The organism is Oceanobacillus saliphilus (assembly GCF_023522835.1).
In the GTDB taxonomy this organism is placed as follows: Bacteria; Bacillota; Bacilli; order Bacillales; family Amphibacillaceae; genus Oceanobacillus; species Oceanobacillus saliphilus.
The window spans coordinates 580,286-598,090 of sequence record NZ_JALCZU010000001.1; the positions used below are offsets into that span (position 1 = coordinate 580,286).

At 40.4% G+C, this 17,805-nt stretch carries 14 protein-coding genes; 5 read left to right on the plus strand and 9 right to left on the minus strand.

The window, feature by feature from the left end:
* Positions 1-345 precede the first annotated feature (345 nt).
* Complete coding sequence (locus MN204_RS02490; protein ID WP_249869484.1) at positions 346-1,026, plus strand: adenine nucleotide alpha hydrolase family protein; 681 nt, start codon at positions 346-348, stop codon at positions 1,024-1,026.
* A 94-nt stretch (positions 1,027-1,120) separates the two neighbouring features.
* Here MN204_RS02490 and MN204_RS02495 read toward each other — a convergent pair whose 3' ends face one another.
* The 4 genes from MN204_RS02495 to desA form a co-directional block, all read right to left on the minus strand.
* On the minus strand, positions 1,121-1,909 hold the full coding sequence (locus MN204_RS02495) for a carbon-nitrogen family hydrolase (RefSeq protein ID WP_249869485.1): 789 nt from the start codon (positions 1,907-1,909) through the stop codon (positions 1,121-1,123).
* A gap of 59 nt (positions 1,910-1,968) precedes the next feature.
* Positions 1,969-2,568 (minus strand): response regulator transcription factor, encoded by a 600-nt coding sequence (locus MN204_RS02500; RefSeq protein WP_249869486.1) that lies wholly within the window; start codon positions 2,566-2,568, stop codon positions 1,969-1,971.
* Positions 2,565-3,698, minus strand: coding sequence for a sensor histidine kinase (locus MN204_RS02505; RefSeq protein WP_249869487.1), 1,134 nt, complete (start codon positions 3,696-3,698; stop codon positions 2,565-2,567). The genes MN204_RS02500 and MN204_RS02505 overlap by 4 nt, the downstream gene beginning before the upstream one ends.
* A gap of 378 nt (positions 3,699-4,076) precedes the next feature.
* The gene (gene desA, locus MN204_RS02510; RefSeq protein ID WP_249869488.1) at positions 4,077-5,138 is read right to left on the minus strand and encodes a Delta(5) desaturase DesA; all 1,062 of its coding nucleotides are present in this window, start codon (positions 5,136-5,138) and stop codon (positions 4,077-4,079) included.
* Positions 5,139-5,449: 311 nt separating this feature from the next.
* On the opposite strand from desA, the gene MN204_RS02515 reads away from it, so the two are divergent.
* Positions 5,450-6,067, plus strand: coding sequence for an NUDIX hydrolase (locus tag MN204_RS02515; protein WP_249869623.1), 618 nt, complete (start codon positions 5,450-5,452; stop codon positions 6,065-6,067).
* 62 nt (positions 6,068-6,129) lie between these two features.
* Here MN204_RS02515 and MN204_RS02520 read toward each other — a convergent pair whose 3' ends face one another.
* Positions 6,130-7,341 carry an MFS transporter gene (locus MN204_RS02520; RefSeq protein WP_249869489.1) on the minus strand — a complete coding sequence of 404 codons (1,212 nt, stop codon included), beginning with the start codon at positions 7,339-7,341 and terminating at the stop codon, positions 6,130-6,132.
* Positions 7,342-7,490: 149 nt separating this feature from the next.
* Complete coding sequence (locus MN204_RS02525) at positions 7,491-9,425, minus strand: ATP-dependent DNA helicase (protein WP_249869490.1); 1,935 nt, start codon at positions 9,423-9,425, stop codon at positions 7,491-7,493.
* A gap of 285 nt (positions 9,426-9,710) precedes the next feature.
* On the opposite strand from MN204_RS02525, the gene MN204_RS02530 reads away from it, so the two are divergent.
* Both MN204_RS02530 and MN204_RS02535 read left to right on the plus strand, forming a co-directional pair.
* Positions 9,711-10,940, plus strand: a complete 1,230-nt coding sequence (locus MN204_RS02530) for an MFS transporter (RefSeq protein WP_249869491.1) — start codon at positions 9,711-9,713, stop codon at positions 10,938-10,940.
* A gap of 115 nt (positions 10,941-11,055) precedes the next feature.
* Positions 11,056-12,870, plus strand: a complete 1,815-nt coding sequence (locus MN204_RS02535; protein WP_249869492.1) for a LysM peptidoglycan-binding domain-containing protein — start codon at positions 11,056-11,058, stop codon at positions 12,868-12,870.
* A 111-nt stretch (positions 12,871-12,981) separates the two neighbouring features.
* On the opposite strand, the gene scpC is transcribed toward MN204_RS02535, so the two are convergent.
* Complete coding sequence (gene scpC / locus MN204_RS02540) at positions 12,982-14,499, minus strand: succinyl-CoA:acetate CoA-transferase ScpC (RefSeq protein ID WP_249869493.1); 1,518 nt, start codon at positions 14,497-14,499, stop codon at positions 12,982-12,984.
* 133 nt (positions 14,500-14,632) lie between these two features.
* Complete coding sequence (locus tag MN204_RS02545) at positions 14,633-15,277, minus strand: LytTR family DNA-binding domain-containing protein (protein WP_249869494.1); 645 nt, start codon at positions 15,275-15,277, stop codon at positions 14,633-14,635.
* A 257-nt stretch (positions 15,278-15,534) separates the two neighbouring features.
* Between MN204_RS02545 and MN204_RS02550 the strand changes: the two genes are divergently transcribed.
* Positions 15,535-16,596, plus strand: coding sequence for an NAD(P)/FAD-dependent oxidoreductase (locus MN204_RS02550; RefSeq protein WP_249869495.1), 1,062 nt, complete (start codon positions 15,535-15,537; stop codon positions 16,594-16,596).
* Positions 16,597-16,909: 313 nt separating this feature from the next.
* Here the strand turns inward: MN204_RS02550 and MN204_RS02555 are convergent, their stop codons facing one another.
* Complete coding sequence (locus tag MN204_RS02555; protein ID WP_249869496.1) at positions 16,910-17,782, minus strand: Cof-type HAD-IIB family hydrolase; 873 nt, start codon at positions 17,780-17,782, stop codon at positions 16,910-16,912.
* Positions 17,783-17,805: the final 23 nt, after the last annotated feature.

Consider the following 17,805-nt stretch of genomic DNA (forward strand, 5'->3'; position numbering starts at 1 on the left):
CATTTAAAGTTAATTTTATTAACAATACGAAATTAACTGGAATAAATATGCATAATCACGTATGCTATAAGGGTCAAATACTGTATTGCTATTTCTAGTTGAATGATTTAGTTACACATATGTAAATAAGAACGTTTTTATCCTCTCCTTGCTGAAATTATATATTTTCATTTTAAGGTTCACGAACAGGGAATAACGTGTTAGAATAATACAGTTTGATTGATAGAAGCAAAAACAAGTCAATCTTTACGCTTTATATCATGTGAAATTAGAACCAGGGCATACCTTTTCAAACCTTCCATGAATATATCGCCAATGAATATTTTAAGAGGTGAAATTGCCATTATGAAAAAAATCAGAGGTCGTATGGATGAAAGCATTCTCGTGTGTGTATATTATGGCCCCAATGGAGAGCGTTTGATCAAACGTGGACACAAGTTGTCTCAAATTATGGATTGCCCGCTATATGTCTTGACCGTAGATACACTGCCATATGATGAATTTGATGCCGAAAAGTCAGGGTATATCGATAGCTGGAAGGAACTATGTGAGGATTTGGATGTCGAGGAATTCATTATCCGTGACAATGAGAAGCGCTCATCCGTAAAAGCGATTGCAGAAGTAGCACACAATCATAATATTACGCAAATTATTATTGGACAGAGCCCTCAAAACAGGTGGGAAGAAATCACAAAGGGTTCTTTTGTTAATGTATTGCTTCGAGAAATGTCCTTTATCGATATCCATATTGTATCTATCGACCGGACACTTAAGAGTACAGAAGACATGACGTTTGAAAAAGGCGTGCGCGGATTCTTGCAAAAGGACGAAAATGATAATTACAGATTAACCTTTGCAAGATCAAAGGATAATCTGTATGAAGGTATTTTCTATAAAGAGATCGGTACAGATTTTAATAATGGTGTGTTTAAATTCATTAATAATAAAGGGAAAACTTGTCAGGTCCATGTTACGGAAGATATCATAACAGGCAAACTGACAGACCCGCCAAATGTGAAAAAATAAAGAACAAAAGCGCAGAAGATCATACATGTCACTGCGCTTTTGTTCTTGTCTAGGAAGCAGCAATCAATTCTTACACGCTGACAGCCACATCCAGCTACTCATACATATGTGGAACTCGACTGGTAAAAATCGGAACTTCTTTTCGAATAGCTTTCACCATGTCCAGTGAAAGTGTCTCCACTAACGTCTCTTCTTCTGTCTCACTTCCGATTTTCAGAGGATTCCCTCTAGGGTCGATTATCATCGATGTTCCTGCGAAGTCCTCTCCACTGTATGAACCTATGCGATTGCATGAAACTACAAAAAATTGATTTTCAATGGCACGAGCTATCTGGAGTGCCTTCCAATGGTCCTTTCTCGCTGTTGGCCATTCTGCAACCACATACATAACCTCTGCACCTTTTAGTGCCAAGCTTCTCGCAAGCTCAGGGAATCTTAAATCATAGCAAATAAGGAGACCCATTTTAACTCCATCCAACTCAAAAACCTGTACTTTCCTTGTTCCACCCGTCAAATATGCAGGCTCATTCAGCATCGGTACGAGGTGAATCTTATCGTATTCATAGATGTGTTCTCCATCGCGGTTAACAACAATGCTCGTATTATAAAATTTTCCATGCTTTTTATTGGCAACAGAACCACCGATGATATTAATATGGAATGTACTTGCCAGTTTCTTTAAAAAGGATGTTGTGGGTTCTCCATCCACATCTGCATGTTTTTCCAAATCATCAAGTGTATAAGCAGTTGTCCACATTTCAGGCAGTACGATAATATCCGGACTTTCCTTTTCAACCGTCTCCTTCACCCATTTTTCCACTCTCAATCGATTGGCTTCCGGATTCCCGGGTACAATATCCATCTGATAAATTGCATGTTTCATCCATAAACCCCCTTGTGTGTGATCACTGGCACCACCCGAATTTTGTTTATTATTTACGGCTACTTAAACCAGCCCTTTTCTTTCAGCCTCGAAATGGCTTCGATGCGATTGCTGACATTCAGTTTGTCCATAATCGTCGATACATAGTTGCGGACCGTTCCATTTGTTAAATAAAGCTGACTGGCAATTTCTTTCGTATTTTTTCCATCAGCAATGAGTTTAATTACCTCTTCTTCACGTTCTGTCAGTGGGTTTTCCTCGGCAAAGGCCATATCAATCAATTCTGGAGCGTATACATTGCGGCCGTCCATAATGACTCGGATAGAGTCTGCCAATTCTTCACTTGGACTGTCTTTAAGCAAGTATCCGCTTATCTTGGCTTTGCGGGCCCGTTCAAAATATCCCGATCGGGCAAACGTAGTCAATATGATAATCTTACAGGAGGAATTCTTTAACTTTTCAGCTGCATCTAAACCTGTCATAATCGGCATCTCAATATCCATGATGCATATATCGGGATTATGCTTCTCCACCAATTCTAGCGCTTCCTGTCCATTTCTGGCCTGCCCGACCACTTCCATATCTTCTTCCATGTCAAGAAGAGCCCCTAATGCACCAAGCAATAAACGTTGGTCTTCCGCTATTACGATTCGAATCATAGTGAATCCCCCTGTTCCATCTGTTTGATAACACGCGGAACCTGTAACGTCAGTTTCGTTCCATTTTCTGAGCTCAAATGTAAACTGCCATTGACAAATTCAAGTCGTTCCCTCATTCCGATAATGCCATTTCCTGCCATAGGGAGTCTATTTTGAATACCAGTTCCATTATCCTGAATGGTAATCATCCATTCTTTAGCAGAACGTATAATGGAAATATTGCATTGTGTTGCTCCACTATGTTTTACTACGTTCGTAACTGCTTCTTTCACACACATACTTATTACATTCTCAACGAGCAAGGGCGTGTCGGTAAGTTCCAGGTCCCCTTCCACATGCAATTTGATTTGAGCTGCACTTAAAAACTGCCGTACTCGAACCATCTCATCCTTTAATTTCGTACCCTTCATACCTGAAACAAGTTCTCGAACTTCCTTGAGGGCCATCCTTGCTGTCTGATGAATATCCTTCAGTTCCAATTCTGCCGTCTCTGGTTTCGTATGTAATAATTTTCCTGCCAGCTCACTTTTCAAACCGATTAATGAAAGCTTCTGTCCCAATGTATCGTGTAAGTCACGGGCAATTCTTTCGCGCTCTTCCACTACAAGCAACTGAGCAATTATATCCTGGGCATCTTCCAATTGGTCCTCGAGCTTTTCCTGCTTATTTCGGTTATACATGTTGAATGGAAGCAGGATTACACCGATAAGGCAAATAATGATGAAAGGAAACTGTGAAAAAAGAAGTTGCGTCTGAGTAAAAAAACCAATTGTTATAGCCACAATCGTACTGACGAGATGTACGACATACAATGTGATAAATCCTGCTCTGTTTCGAATGTTACCAATAAAAAAGGCAAGAAAAAGAGAAAAATAAACATAGCCGAAATACAATGTCATACCGATACTTATGGCTATTTCTATTCCTACCGATACGTAAACTGTCCAGCCTTCTTTAATAAAAGCAAGACGATAGGTGACAAAAAATAGTAAAATCAACAGTATTCCGATGATGACTTCTGCTGGAGTTGAAGAACGAAATATAAAATAAAACGGAAGGAGACAAAATGCAATCCAAGCATAGAGGGTAAGTCCTGTGTTTTTCGGGAAAATCTGGTACCACTGTTGCAAACTAATCTCACCTTCCGATACACTAATTTTTATTTAGTATAACTCAACTTTTGCACTAATAAAACAGGTTAAACTTAGAAAGCCATTAATAGTCACCTTGCTAATTTGAAAAAAGTAATGCTGTTTTTCGTGATTTTAGTTGCTTTATAAGCGTTGCGTTTTAGATGAACTCCGAGTTAACGGCTATATATGTTAGATTTATAACGCTGGTTATGCAAAAACAGTTACTTCGGCAACCGCTCCAGTTCATCCAATGTCAACTTAAGCAGCGTATCTCCAACCATCGTAAGTTTACCATGTCACTTACACTTTGCCCAAAGTTTGAGTATAACAAAAACCCTTCACATGAGACATGGAAGGGTTTTAAAAGTTAATTATTTATTTTTGCTCGAAAGAAGTTTCTCTCGTTTTTAGGGTGATGCCGGATTTTTCGGTTTTCGCATTTTTCTGCATCTCTTTGAATTCTTTAAAGCTGACAAACGATCTGCTCGCCTGGTCGTACAATCTGAAACGGATTGATTTCAGGCTGGTTTTTAATGTGATTGTAGTTGCCTGATGCAATGGTGGTGTCGATTCATGAGCCTTTTCCAAGTTATAGTTCGGAACTCTCGGGCTTAAATGATGAACATGATGGTAGCCGATACTTCCCGTAAGCCATTCGATCACTTTCGGAAGCTTATAATAGGAACTTCCATCAACAGCTGCTTTTACATAATCCCACTCGTCTTCATTCTCAAAATAGGAATCTTCAAATTGATGCTGTACATAAAATAACCATATACCTGCTGCACCTGCAATAAAGAGAATTGGCAACTGGACCATAAGAAATGCCTGCCAGCCAATGACAAGGATCAGTGCGGTATAGATTGCTGCGATTGAAATGTTAATTAAATACGTATTGAGACGTTCTTTTCTTTTAGCGCCTTTTCTGTTGAATCGGTTGGATATTAAGAATAGGAACACGGGACCCAAACCAAACATTATGATTGGGTTACGGTAAAGTCTGTAGCTTAATTTACCCCAGAATGATGCATCAGCATATTCTTCTACTGTCATTACCCATACATCACCTGTACCACGTTTATCAAGGTTACTACTTGTAGCATGGTGAATGGAATGATCCCTTTTCCACTTTTCAAAAGCAAAGTGCGTTATAATGCCTGTAATTGTACCGACAACCCTGTTTGCTTTGGCATTTTTGAAAAAGGACATATGTGTACAATCATGAAATATAATAAAGATACGGATGACAAAACCTGCAGCAATCACAGAAATTGCCAAGGATAACCAAATAGATATCGCTAGGCTCTGATAGGATAGGAACCAAAGCAGGATAAACGGAACAATAGAATTAATCAGTTGAATGATGCTTGCTTTTGTATTTGAATTGGCAAAGGGTGCGACGCTTTTTCTCAATTGGGCTTGTTTTTGTTTGCTCATACTTGTCCTCCTAAGATTACATGTTTCTTTCCCCTATTATATGGAGAATAGAATTGTTTTATAAGTCATAAACGTCATGAATACATATGACAAATGTCATATGTCATGCATGCATATAAATTCATAATCTGGTTATTGGATTGGATTGGCTGCTTCTATTCCAGATTTAAATGCTGCATGAACTCCATACTTCCCAGTTTGTACGGGGAATGTGACCCCCTAAAACATTCGACATATTTCGGGAAGTGACAGGCACCGCAAAGAATATTAGAATGGTGTTAGGAGTGTTTTTTCTGAGGAGGTGGATAGTGGTGGATACGTCAAGGATAATTGCTAAATTGCAGGATCGGATGCCGTCTATTATGGGGCATGAACATTTCAAAAAATCTGCTGTTCTGGTGCCTCTTATTGAGAAGAATGGAGAGACGAGCATTTTATTTGAAGTAAGATCGATGCATATGCGCAGTCAGCCTGGTGATATTTGTTTCCCGGGAGGAAGAATTGATAAGGATGATCCTGATTCAAGGCATTGTGCAATCAGAGAAACAACCGAGGAATTGGGTATTCGTGCAGATGCCATAACAGATGTAATTCCACTGGATTATGTGGTGAACGACCTGGGCAGAATCATTTACCCTTATGTTGGAAGGATTACCGACCCCGAAAATATTGTTCCAAATAAATCCGAAGTGGAAGATGTTTTTACCGTTCCTCTTTCTTTTTTCCAAAGTACCGAACCAGAGAAGTTCAAAGTTAATTTCCAAATTTATCCAGAAGAGGATTTCCCTTATCATCTAATCGTTGGCGGCGAAGATTATAATTGGCATGTACGACATATTGATGAACTTTTTTATCAATATGAGGGAAGAGTAATTTGGGGTCTGACCGCAAAAATACTGACACACTTCTTAACCTTACTGAATGATTAAGTGCTTAAGCAATAGAACAGCCTGATAAGAATTATCAGGCTGTTTCCAATTTACATCCATCTTCAAGCACTCTTGCTTTCCACATCAATATCAATAAACCTGAAATAAGGAAGAAGCAATCCTGCCAAGGAGACGATACATATAAGGCTACCTATTAAGATATACAATGGCCGTACTCCCCAGACTTCACTCAACAAACCACCCACGATAACACCAACTGGCATCATTCCTCTTATAATGAGCAAACGAACAGAGAAAACTTTTCCCATCAAATGGTTTGGAATAGTCAACTGATTGATTGTTGTATTATGAACACTGAAGACAGCCATGACGATTCCTGCAATGATTTCTGTAACAATTGCAAATGTTATTGAATGGGTTATTCCCAAATTGATATAGGTCAGCCCGCCAATCACAAGAGCACCAAGCATGAGAACCCTTCGACTTTGAAAATGGATCCTTCCTGCAAGCAGGGTACCCAACACATACCCTAATGGAAATCCGGACATAAAGTATCCGTACATGGCATAATCCCCATTCAGCTCATCGGTTATGTAAGGAAGGTTCGTTACCATCGTAACACCGACCCCAAATTGAACAAAAGCAAGAAAGATCCCGAGCCAAAGTATCGTCTTCTGTTTGAAAAAATAACGAATCCCCTCTGAAAATTGTTCAAGCCATGTTCTCCGGACTGTTTCGATATTTCTTTCTTCCTGTATAAACAGCAATAGCAGTCCACTACCGAGGAGCAAGAAGCATACAAGGGCCAGTGTTACATGTACACCTATATACTGAATGACAACTCCAGCGAGTACAGGTGCGATAAATGTCATTAGCCTTACAGTGCCATCTACATATGCGTTGGCTGTACTCAGCTGATCCTTAGAAACAATCGTAGGCAGGATTGCCTGATTGGCCGGTACATATAATGGTGTGATTAATCCGATAACCAACTGGACTGCAAAAATATGCCATGGAACCAACGCTCCAAATGTGTATGCGATAAGCGGGATAAGAAAAATCAAACCACGGCTGCATAACGCTGCAACCATAATCCACTTTCTGCTCCATTTATCAATAAAAGGACCAATAAACAGCTGTAAAGCGAGTGATGGCAGAAAATACAGCAGCCACATGCTTCCTAAAGCCATTTTCGAGCCTGTCAATTCATAAACGAGCAATGAGTTACAGAACGTACCGAATGCTCCTCCCAGTTCAGAGGAAGCATTTCCTACCCATAAAAATGTAAATGAACGGTTTCTGAATATACGCAATCGGTCACCAGTTTCTTTTCGTATTCCAGGTTATTCTTGCTGCAGGATTTTTAACTATTGTACCTTCTTAAAAATGTCTTTTCAATAGTAGTCCATTCGTAAATAAATAAAAGACACATGAAAGATTTTTCTCCCATGTGCCTCTTTCGTCATATATCCCAACCTATCGTGACTGGCAGGACACTGACGATCTCTTTCTCATATTTTTCTCGTTCTTCTTGATTCATCCAAATCTGAATGCTCCCATGGTCCTCGCTCGTTCGGACGAGACGGCCAATACCCTGCCTCAGGCGAAGCAGCATATATGGTGCATCGACTTCTTTCATCGGGTCTTTTGCATGATTCCTTTTTGCCTGAAATACAGGATCTTTCGGCGGGAATGGCAGCGATGCAATGATTACCTGTGTCAATGCTTCCCCAGGGACATCAAGCCCTTCCCATAGGTGGTGCGCACATAACACGGAATTCTCATCACGTTGAAACTGTCTCACTGTCTCACTAATTTCAAGATCGCCTTCATAAAGCATTTCAAATGGCCATTGCTGATCTTTGGACCAATTACGGAATAAATTCATCTCCTCTGCAGTGGAAAAGAGAATCAATGAATGACCGTTATTTTCCTCTAACTGAATTTTGATTTTTTCCCACTTGGAAGCCATATCCAGCGCTACATGTCCATTAATCTTCATTTGCGTGTCATAATCAAATGGTGATTCCACGGAAAAGGAATCAAATTTCTCTATTCCCAGGCTACCGGCCAGATAAGAAAAATCTCCGCTCTGTGATAACGTAGCTGATGAAAAAACAATGGGGATGTTTTGCGTGAATACTTCTCTTTTCAAAACATCTTCCACTAGACGTGGCATAATCACCAGACTGGTCGTCGTTTCACTTTCTTCCAGCCAATAAATTCCTTCATCATCCTTTAGCAGAATCGATAGGCCATAGGAAAAATACTCCAAGTATTCTTCAATAATTTTTGTATGGTATTCATCTATTGTAAATAATTCAGAATCAAATACCAGCTGTTCAAGCAGCTGCTGGACCATATCATTCAAACTTTTTGCCATTTTCAGCATGGTTTCTGTCCGGGGAATTTCCTGACGATTGGATCCTTCCACGGTTTTAGCCGTATCTCCAAGCAAATCAAACCATTCATCATTCTGTGCCAGGATATCCTCCACGAGTAGCAGTGATTCTTCACGGACGTCCTGTCCCATATAACCGGTAAGCACATTTGTCAAATTTTCGAAATTGAAACGGTACGTCAATCCTTTTTGTGCTGCAAATTCCAATAAGTGCCCTTCGTCAAACACAACGGAACTTGCTTCAGGGAGCAGTGGCATTTGTCCTTCACGCTTACGTGAATCCTTCGTCCATACATGTTCCATATAGAAATCATGAGAACAAATGATAATATCTTTTGCATGTCTGTAGTATTCCCGATTCAATGTTTGTCCACTTCGGTGCCGCCAATCACAGGTAGAACATTGCTGAAGGGGATCCCAGGCGATTTTTTCCCATTTTTCATCCGGCACCCAAGGATATTCCTTCCGATCTCCGTAACGCTCAAAGGTTTTCATTACAGCACTCGTATCAAATACAAAATCTGGTATTGCATCATGTACGCTCAGAATATCCTCATCATTCGTCTTGTTAGCCAATGGATCGAGCTTCTTAATACACACGTAATTTTCCCGGGCTTTCGCCAAACGGACATCCACTTTGAGACCGAGTGCTTCCTCTAGTTTTTCAATATCTCCGCCTTTTTTCACAAGCTGCTCGATCAGCGTCTCATCGGCACACGAAATAATCGCAGGTTTCCCTTTGTAACGTGCGTAACAGATGGCATACAGCAGGTAAACAAGTGTCTTCCCTGTCCCTACACCAGCTTCAGCAAATATCGTATGCTTATTTTTAAATGCCTGTTCTAATTGAAAGGCCATATAGATTTGTTCATCACGAAGTTCATACCCTTTTTCAGGCAATATATCATAGAATACATCTCCGACATAATCACCTAAACGATCAAAAAAATTCTCTGTCTTTGAAACTGTAAATGGCAGTGACGTATTTCTTGTCATAACATACTCCTCTTTGATATCTATCCTATTTAACTTCTATATCAATAAGCTTTTATACTAGCATACCTTATAAAACTACTGCAAATGTATAGCAGTTTCTGTTCGTTAGAAAACCTGGTTGTCACTAAGCCTTTCTTGACAACCTTAGTTGCACTTATGTAGGGGTAAGTTTCTATTTTCTTACCTGCAAAAAAACATTGCTATTTATTTTTTCAATTGTACAATAACAATTAGAACGTCAAAATATGGAAAAAGGTTCTGACCTGACAGAAAGAAGGAAATATATTGGAAAAGGCATGGAGCAAAAATAAACGTACTACCCAATCGGAAAACCAAACAGTATATTCTATTTTATTTATTATCGGAACATGTCATCTTTTAAACGATTCCCTACAGGCTGTTATTCCAGCGATGTTTCCAATTCTGGAACAATCTTTAGGGCTGTCGTTTACCCAACTCGGACTCATTGCATTCACATTAAATATTGTCTCCTCCGTCATGCAGCCAGTTGTTGGTATGTATACGGATAAACATCCCATTCCATACGCATTGCCTATTGGGCTGACAAGCAGCATGTTCGGCATGCTCGGACTTGCTATGGCACCTAATTTCTGGACAATTCTTTTAAGCGTATTCTTCATCGGCTTGGGATCAGCCATTTTTCATCCAGAAGGTTCTCGTGTAGCTTATCTTGCTGCTGGCAACAGAAGAGGGCTTGCCCAATCCATCTACCAGGTTGGCGGTAACTCCGGACAAGCACTGGCTCCTGTCATCACGGCACTAATTCTTGTTCCATTAGGCCAATTCGGCGCAATCTGGTTTACAATCATTGCTTTTATAGCCGTACTGTTCCTATCTTACATTGCAAGGTGGTATGCTGGCCAAATAAAAGCATTCGCCAGTAAGAAAAAGATTCGAAAAACAGTTAAACCTAATAAAAGTGTGTCCAAAGCGATAAAAGGAGCACTCATTGTACTCGTACTCCTCGTCTTTGCGCGATCCTGGTATGCCGCTGCCATTTCTAATTTCTATGCGTTTTATGCCATTGACAGCTATGGACTCACCATCGCAAAGTCACAAGCATATATTTTTACCTTTTTGGCAATGGGGGCTGTCGGAACTTTCCTTGGTGGACCTTTAGCAGACCGATTTGGTAAGAGAAATATTATTCTTTTCTCGCTCATCGCTGCTGCACCACTTGCGTTACTGCTACCACATGTCGGGCCGATCAGTGCCATACTTTTACTGGGAGCAACAGGACTGATATTAATGACCAGCTTTTCAGTGACGGTTGTGTATGCACAGGAACTCATTCCGGGCAAAATTGGAACGATGTCCGGTCTGATTGTTGGATTAGCATTTGGAATGGGCGCTATTGGTTCGGTTGCCCTCGGATCGTTTATCGATATAATCGGCTTAACACCAACTATGATTAGTATTTCATTCTTACCATTTTTAGGATTTTTAACATATTTACTTCCTTCTGATGAAAAAGTCAGCCAATGGTATACCTAAAATGAATGAACTGCCACTGCCCCTTTTAAATGGAAGTGGCTTTGTTCTATTCAATAATAAAAGAAATATACATATAATCACACACCTATGTCTTTAAACAGAAAGAAGGGATTATATGCAATATTTTTATACCGTCCAACCTGGTGATACGGTATTCGACATCGCCAGAAGATGGGAGCTTCCACCTGCATCCATTATTGCTGCCAACAACCTAACTGCCCCTTACACAATCTACGTTGGGCAACAGCTATCCATTCCAAAAGGAGTAAATGTTTACCGCGTAAGGACTGGAGATTCCGTTTACCGGATTTCTCAGTTTTACAAAGTACCAGTTTCTGTCATTATAGAGGCGAATGAGCTTCAAGCTCCGTATGTAATTTATGTTAATCAATTACTTAAAGTACCACCTGGAATTCCTTTTTATATTGTTCAGCCTGGCGATACACTATTTACTATAGCTGGAAGATTTAATGTCATTACGGACGGCATCAGGAATACGGAATTGATTCAGCAGGTTAACCAATTACCGACAACGACGATCATTCCCGGGATGATGCTGCGTATCCCTTATGCTCCCCCAGGTGGAGAAGGATTAATTGCATACACAACCAATATTAGCGGGGAGTTCGAAATTTGGGTCTACAACCCCCGAACCGGATCCACATCTCAGCTGACAACTGGGTTAGGGGCTTCCTTTTCTACGCCAGAATGGTCACCAGACAGCCGAAAAATCGCTTTTATCGGGAGAAACAGAATCATCTATGTTATTGACATGGAGACAGGTTCCATCGCATCGATTGATCAACTTGGCGAAAACGATAGTCTACGGCTGGATTGGTCACCAAACGGAACAACAATCGCATATTCGGTAAGAAATCAAATTTTACTTTATGATATTGCATCCCATCAGGTACAATCCATCCAACAGCCAGGTGCAACAGATGTTCAATGGTTCCCAAATGGAACGGAACTGCTTTTCCAGGCACGTGATGCAAATGAGATCAGCCAGCTCTATCGAATATCTCGTGATGGTACAGGGCTGAGAAGAATAACCAATAATACTGCTGGACCACATAATGATGTACGGTTATCTCCGGATGGAACCTTTGTCCTGTATACAACTCCTGGTGTCAGTATTTCTCTCATTATTACGATTGAACTGGCAACTGGCAATATGTTTGGATTAGAGGGTGGTCCACTAGCGAAAAACTATTATCCGAGATGGAATCCAAATTCTAGAATAATCGCTTATAGTGCAACAGCATATGAAGATCGGGGATATTTCAATCAGATCAGAACCGTAACGAGAGAAGGTGAAGCTGAAACCATTCACGCACTATCCAATTGTTTTGCCACACCAGTGACCTGGTCTCCTGATGGAAGAAAGATTGCCTATCTTTCTGGTTGCAGTGAACAGGAATTTGCCCGTGAAATGTGGGTGATTGACTTGGATCACCCCGTCCCAATCAAATTGATTGAAGGAGCTTTCATTACATCACTCCAATGGTCTAAAACGCCAGTTGATCATTTCCTGCGGCGAACTTACACAAGTCAGACGTATCGTATCCGATTTCGGTATCCTTCGAACTGGGAAAGGGTAAATGATGAGCGCTATGAAGGCCCTGATGGATTTTTCCAAGTTTCAGCTATCGCAGGGGAGAGTTTGGAAGAAGTATGCCAGGGAGAAGCATTTCAGCAGTTAATGCCATATGGTTCTCTGCCACAAATCATTCCGACAACCATCCAGAACGAAGAAGCTTGTTTTATTTTCCCATCTGCAGATCAGCCTCCTGAAATGAATCGCCAGGCTGCATTAATCGTTACCTATCCTGTGCCAATTGTAATTGGAGATACAGCATATAACTTCCTAATTTTGTGGGTCCATGAAGCACATATTAGGGAAATAGCATCCACATTATTATTCTTATAAAACAGAAATGACACATGAGAAGTCTGCCCACGACTCATGTGTCTTCCTTGACTATATCTATTGGAACCCCTCATGTTTATCGACAAAATTCGGGTAGTGACAGTGAACGGATTATTCCTGTTCTACCAAGACTTGCCTCATGCTTCCTTTATTTTGGAAGTTGGTATGCCATGAGAATGCTTTTTCCAGCACATGAGGGGTCTGCCCTCCACGCTCAAGTGCCTCATGATAGTAATCCCATAGCTGTTCTCGGTACATTGGATGGGCACAGTTTTCAATGATTAATGGGACACGTTCTCTTGGTGCCAAACCACGAAGGTCTGCGTAGCCTTGCTCTGTTACAACGACATCCACATCATGCTCTGTATGATCAATATGCGATACAAACGGAACGATACTGGAGATGTCCCCGCCTTTAGCGATTGATTTCGTCACGAAAATTCCCAACCGGGCATTACGAGCAAAGTCACCTGAACCACCGATTCCATTCATCATTTTTGTACCGCTGACATGTGTCGAATTCACATTTCCATAAATATCAAATTCCAATGCCGTATTGATGGATATCAACCCAAGTCTGCGAATGATTTCTGGCTGGTTGGAAATTTCCTGCGGCCTCAAAATTAATTTATCCCGATATTTATCAAAGTCACGGAATACCTGCTCCATTTTTTCATCTGATAATGTTAGGGAACATGCAGATGCAAAGTTAACTTTACCAGCATCAATTAAATCAAATACCGCATCTTGAAGCACTTCCGAATAAACGACCAAATCTGTAAACTCGGAATCAACCATGCCATGGAGCACCGCATTGGCAACAGATCCAATTCCAGATTGTAACGGCATCAATTGTTCCGTCAATCTCCCTGCCTTGATTTCAGAACGTAAGAAGTCTAACAGGTGATCTGCCATCATCTTCGTTTCCTCATCAGGAGGCACGATCGTGGACGGGGAATCCATTTGATTCGTAAAAACAATTCCTTTTAGTTTTTTCTTATCTAACGGAATTCCCAATGTACCGATTCGTTGATCAACTTTAGTCAATGGAATCGGCTCGCGTTCCCCTTGCTTGCCAGGGCTATATATATCATGCAGCCCTTCCAATGCTTCAGGTTGCGCCAAATTTAACTCAATAATAATGTTTTCTGCAGTTTCCGCAAATGACAGTGAATTACCTACAGAAGTGCTTGGGATGATGAACCCATCTTCCGTAATAGAAATCGCTTCCAATATCGCATAATCTACACGATCAATCACATCTGCACGCAATAACTCTGACGTATGTGACAAATGCTGATCAACAAATAAATGCTCCCCTGAATTAATTGCTTTTCTCATAGAAGGTTCTGCCTGAAAAGGTAAACGCTTATGAACGATACCTGCTTCGGCAAACATCTTATCAATATTTGAACCTAGTGAAGCTCCCGTGTATACGTTTACTTTAAAGTCCTCCCCATTTTCAGCCCGCTTGACCAGTGCTGTCGGTACTGCTTTTGCATCCCCAGCACGAGTAAACCCACTTAATCCCAATGTCATTCCATCTTGGATCCAAGAGGCGGCTTCCTCTGCAGAAACGACAAGATCATGCAATTCCGAATCATGTATGCGCTTTAATTTTTCTCCCATCTAAAGCCCTCCTTAAAAATATTACCACTAAGTTAATTTTAACTAATTATGTGAATTTATAGTAAAAAGTGGAGGATAAGAGAAAATATTTGATTAAAACAATGAGATTCCCGGATAAGGCAGAATTTTAAATTCAAAAACCTAACAGTTTTCGGAAATAGCTGGAATACGATTGACTGACAGGGATCCTATCCCCATTGTCCATTGCGAGCAAAAAGGTGGAATGGCTATCTGGAAATATTTCCTTAATATGGTTAACATTTACGATGAAAGAACGGTGGCAACGAATGAAGTTCTCTCTCGGCAGCATATATTCAAATTCCTGTAATGGATTGGAGTGTGTGCCGGAATAATCTTCTGAAATAACATGTGTCTTCCGATCCTTTGATTCCAGGTATTTAATATCCATAAATGGGAGTGGCTTCCAACCATCACCACTTTTCACAGTTACAACTGATTTACCTTCTGTATATGCAGGGTATATGGCCAAAACACAACCTTCCAGCCGGTCTTCGTAATGAAAGGGTACAGCCATTCCGTGATAGGGAACTCCAAGGACATCACGGTCAACAAACTCTGATACTTTCTGCTCTGTTTCAATTGCTTGATGTGCGAGTGTTCCTTTTTTGATTGGATCGCCCTTTTTTATCTTTAAATCAATTCGCTTGCTTCTGCGATAATAGAGATATTCATTCGTGTCGGAAATTGCGATTGAAATCTCATCCGAAAAAAGCTCCCCAATTACATCCAAAAGTGAATTCAAGGTAAGTTGCTGCATGTTCTTCTCCTTCCCGTAAGTGCCACTGACACTCCCTCCTTTTTGAACCCCACGACAATATGTCATTCCTATTTATTTAATAAAGTAATAGGTTGTAAGTAGTTCCTTCTACATTATCTTATCTTATTTTCCATCAGGTTACACTTAAAAAAGTAACTTTAGAGTTCGACATGATTCGGGTGATGACAGGGACGGCCAACTTTGGTAATCTAGTATGTGGAGAACACGAAAGCGTTTCACAACATAGGGGGGTAAACATGAAAAAATTAGTTATCATAGGAGGAGGGTATGGTGGAATCAAGATCCTCTCGGGTCTATTGGATCAGCCATTACCTGAAGACATACATATTACATTAGTAGACCGTAATCCATTTCGTTCTTTAAAAACAGAGTTCTATACAATTGCAGCGGGAACGGTTGCTGACCAGGATGTACGCGTGGACTTTCCCGATGATAAACGAGTAAATTATGTATTTAATGAAATTATAAAAATCGATACCGATCATGATCAACTATTATTTGATGATCCTGAAGCAACCATTCCGTATGACTATTTGGTTATTGGCTTAGGCTGTGAAGATAACTATCATGGAATCCCTGGGGCAGAGGAATTCACAGAGAGTGTACAGACATTTACAAAAGCCCGTCATACAGGGGTTGCAATCGGAAACTTAAAAGCTTATGGAAAAGTATCTGTAGTTGGAGCAGGCCTTAGTGGTATTGAAGTAGCCTCTGAAATTAGAGAGAGCCGTCCCGACCTAAATATTAGAATACTTGACCGTGGTAATACGGTTTTAAAAGCGTTTGATTCAAAAATTCAAAATTACGTAGAAGAATGGTTTGTCAGAAATGATGTCGATGTTATTCATAATTCAACTGTTGAATACGTGGAAAAAGACGGCGTATGCAATAATGGGGTTTGCTATATTAATGATGTAACCATCTGGACTGCAGGAGTACAGCCAAATCGGCTTGTAAGGGAATTACCTTTTGAAAAAGATGATCAAGATAAGGTAGTCGTCAATGAATTTTATCAAGTCCCCCAAAAGCAAAATATTTATGTTGTCGGCGATTGTGCATCAAGTGAATATTCACCAAGTGCCCAGCTTGCGGGACTTCAGGGCGAACAAATTGCTGAAATATTATTGGCAGTCTTGAAGGACAAAGCACCAAAAAAACCCAAACCATTAAAACTGAAAGGCACCCTCGGATCACTCGGAAAGTCAGATGGCTTTGGAAATATGGTGAAAACTCCGATGACCGGTCTTCTTCCACGCCTTGCCAAATCCGGTGTACTATGGTTGAATAGGCGACATTAAGATTGGAGGAATCAGACATCTGATTCCTTCTTTACATAAAATTAACCTTAAGTTAGCAGTTACTTAAAATCTATACGCTATGATGGAACTAATGAATACGATTCCTTAATGGAGGTGTCGCATGCGATTCCTTACAAAGATCGGTATCAGTCTTATAGTGGTAATGATTTATTTTTTTTAACTCTGTCTAAACGGTACTATCATATTGGGACATTGAAAAAGGAAAGCCAATTAACCCCCGGCTTTCCTTTTCCTATCTGCATAAGTACAACTTTGGCTGTCACGGCAAGGCTTCGTGACAGCCAAAGTTGTTCTATTTCTTCAATGACAATTGATTCAGCACTTCATCAATAGCAAAGGCTACACCGTTTTCGATGTTTGTCTTCGTCTCATAGCTGCATAAAGCCTTAATGCCGGGAGCTGCATTTCCCATCGCCACTCCGCGTCCAGCCATTTTAAGCATGCTTTCATCATTCCAGTTATCACCTAAAGCCATTACTTCTTCCATTTCAATTCCTTTACTTTCTGCAAAGCTTTTTAAAGCAATCCCTTTGAGTGCCTCAGGATGGTTAAATTCAAGGTTAATATCACCAGAAGATGTAATCTCAACCTGTTTTTCACTTTGCAGTTTCGTGCGGACTTCAGCCAGCTTCTCTTTTTCAAGTGAAAAGGCAAGTACCTTATAGATAATGAGATTTTCTTTCATAAAGATTTCATCATAATCGTCTATAAAATGCACGGGTTCGGCCTGAAAACGAAGTGCCGCTTTCTCACGAACTTCTTCCTCGGATATTTGCGGATTAGCTGATTTCATAATATCTATAAGAACTTCCATGAAATACTGTCTGCTTACCGAGTAGATGCCTTCATTTGTAAAAAATTCAATATACATATCTGCACTTCTGGCGACTTCGAGAATTTTTTTAGAAATGGCATGCTCCAATGGGACACTTCGAAGTTCCTCGGTATTCTCAGAATAGGTGATAGCACCATTCAAGCTTATGATCGGACACGTAATCCCTGCAGCAAGAAGTGGCTTTCGAGCAGCCTCATAGGACCTGCCTGTCGCAACTACAAATTGTATTCCTTGAGCCAGCGCCGATTTGATGGAATCGGCATTTTCCTGGCTTACGACACCTTCTTCATTTAATAATGTTCCATCCAAGTCTGATGCAATTAACTTCATTTCACACGCCTGCCTTATTAAAG

Bases quoted from the DNA above. Each gene is read 5' to 3' on its own strand.
- MN204_RS02490 (WP_249869484.1), top strand. From the start codon at position 346: ATGAAAAAAATCAGAGGTCGTATGGATGAAAGCATTCTCGTGTGTGTA.
- MN204_RS02495 (WP_249869485.1), bottom strand. From the start codon at position 1,909: ATGAAACATGCAATTTATCAGATGGATATTGTACCCGGGAATCCGGAA.
- MN204_RS02500 (WP_249869486.1), bottom strand. From the start codon at position 2,568: ATGATTCGAATCGTAATAGCGGAAGACCAACGTTTATTGCTTGGTGCA.
- desA (WP_249869488.1), bottom strand. From the start codon at position 5,138: ATGAGCAAACAAAAACAAGCCCAATTGAGAAAAAGCGTCGCACCCTTT.
- MN204_RS02525 (WP_249869490.1), bottom strand. From the start codon at position 9,425: ATGACAAGAAATACGTCACTGCCATTTACAGTTTCAAAGACAGAGAAT.
- MN204_RS02535 (WP_249869492.1), top strand. From the start codon at position 11,056: ATGCAATATTTTTATACCGTCCAACCTGGTGATACGGTATTCGACATC.
- scpC (WP_249869493.1), bottom strand. From the start codon at position 14,499: ATGGGAGAAAAATTAAAGCGCATACATGATTCGGAATTGCATGATCTT.
- MN204_RS02545 (WP_249869494.1), bottom strand. From the start codon at position 15,277: ATGCAGCAACTTACCTTGAATTCACTTTTGGATGTAATTGGGGAGCTT.
- MN204_RS02550 (WP_249869495.1), top strand. From the start codon at position 15,535: ATGAAAAAATTAGTTATCATAGGAGGAGGGTATGGTGGAATCAAGATC.
- MN204_RS02555 (WP_249869496.1), bottom strand. From the start codon at position 17,782: ATGAAGTTAATTGCATCAGACTTGGATGGAACATTATTAAATGAAGAA.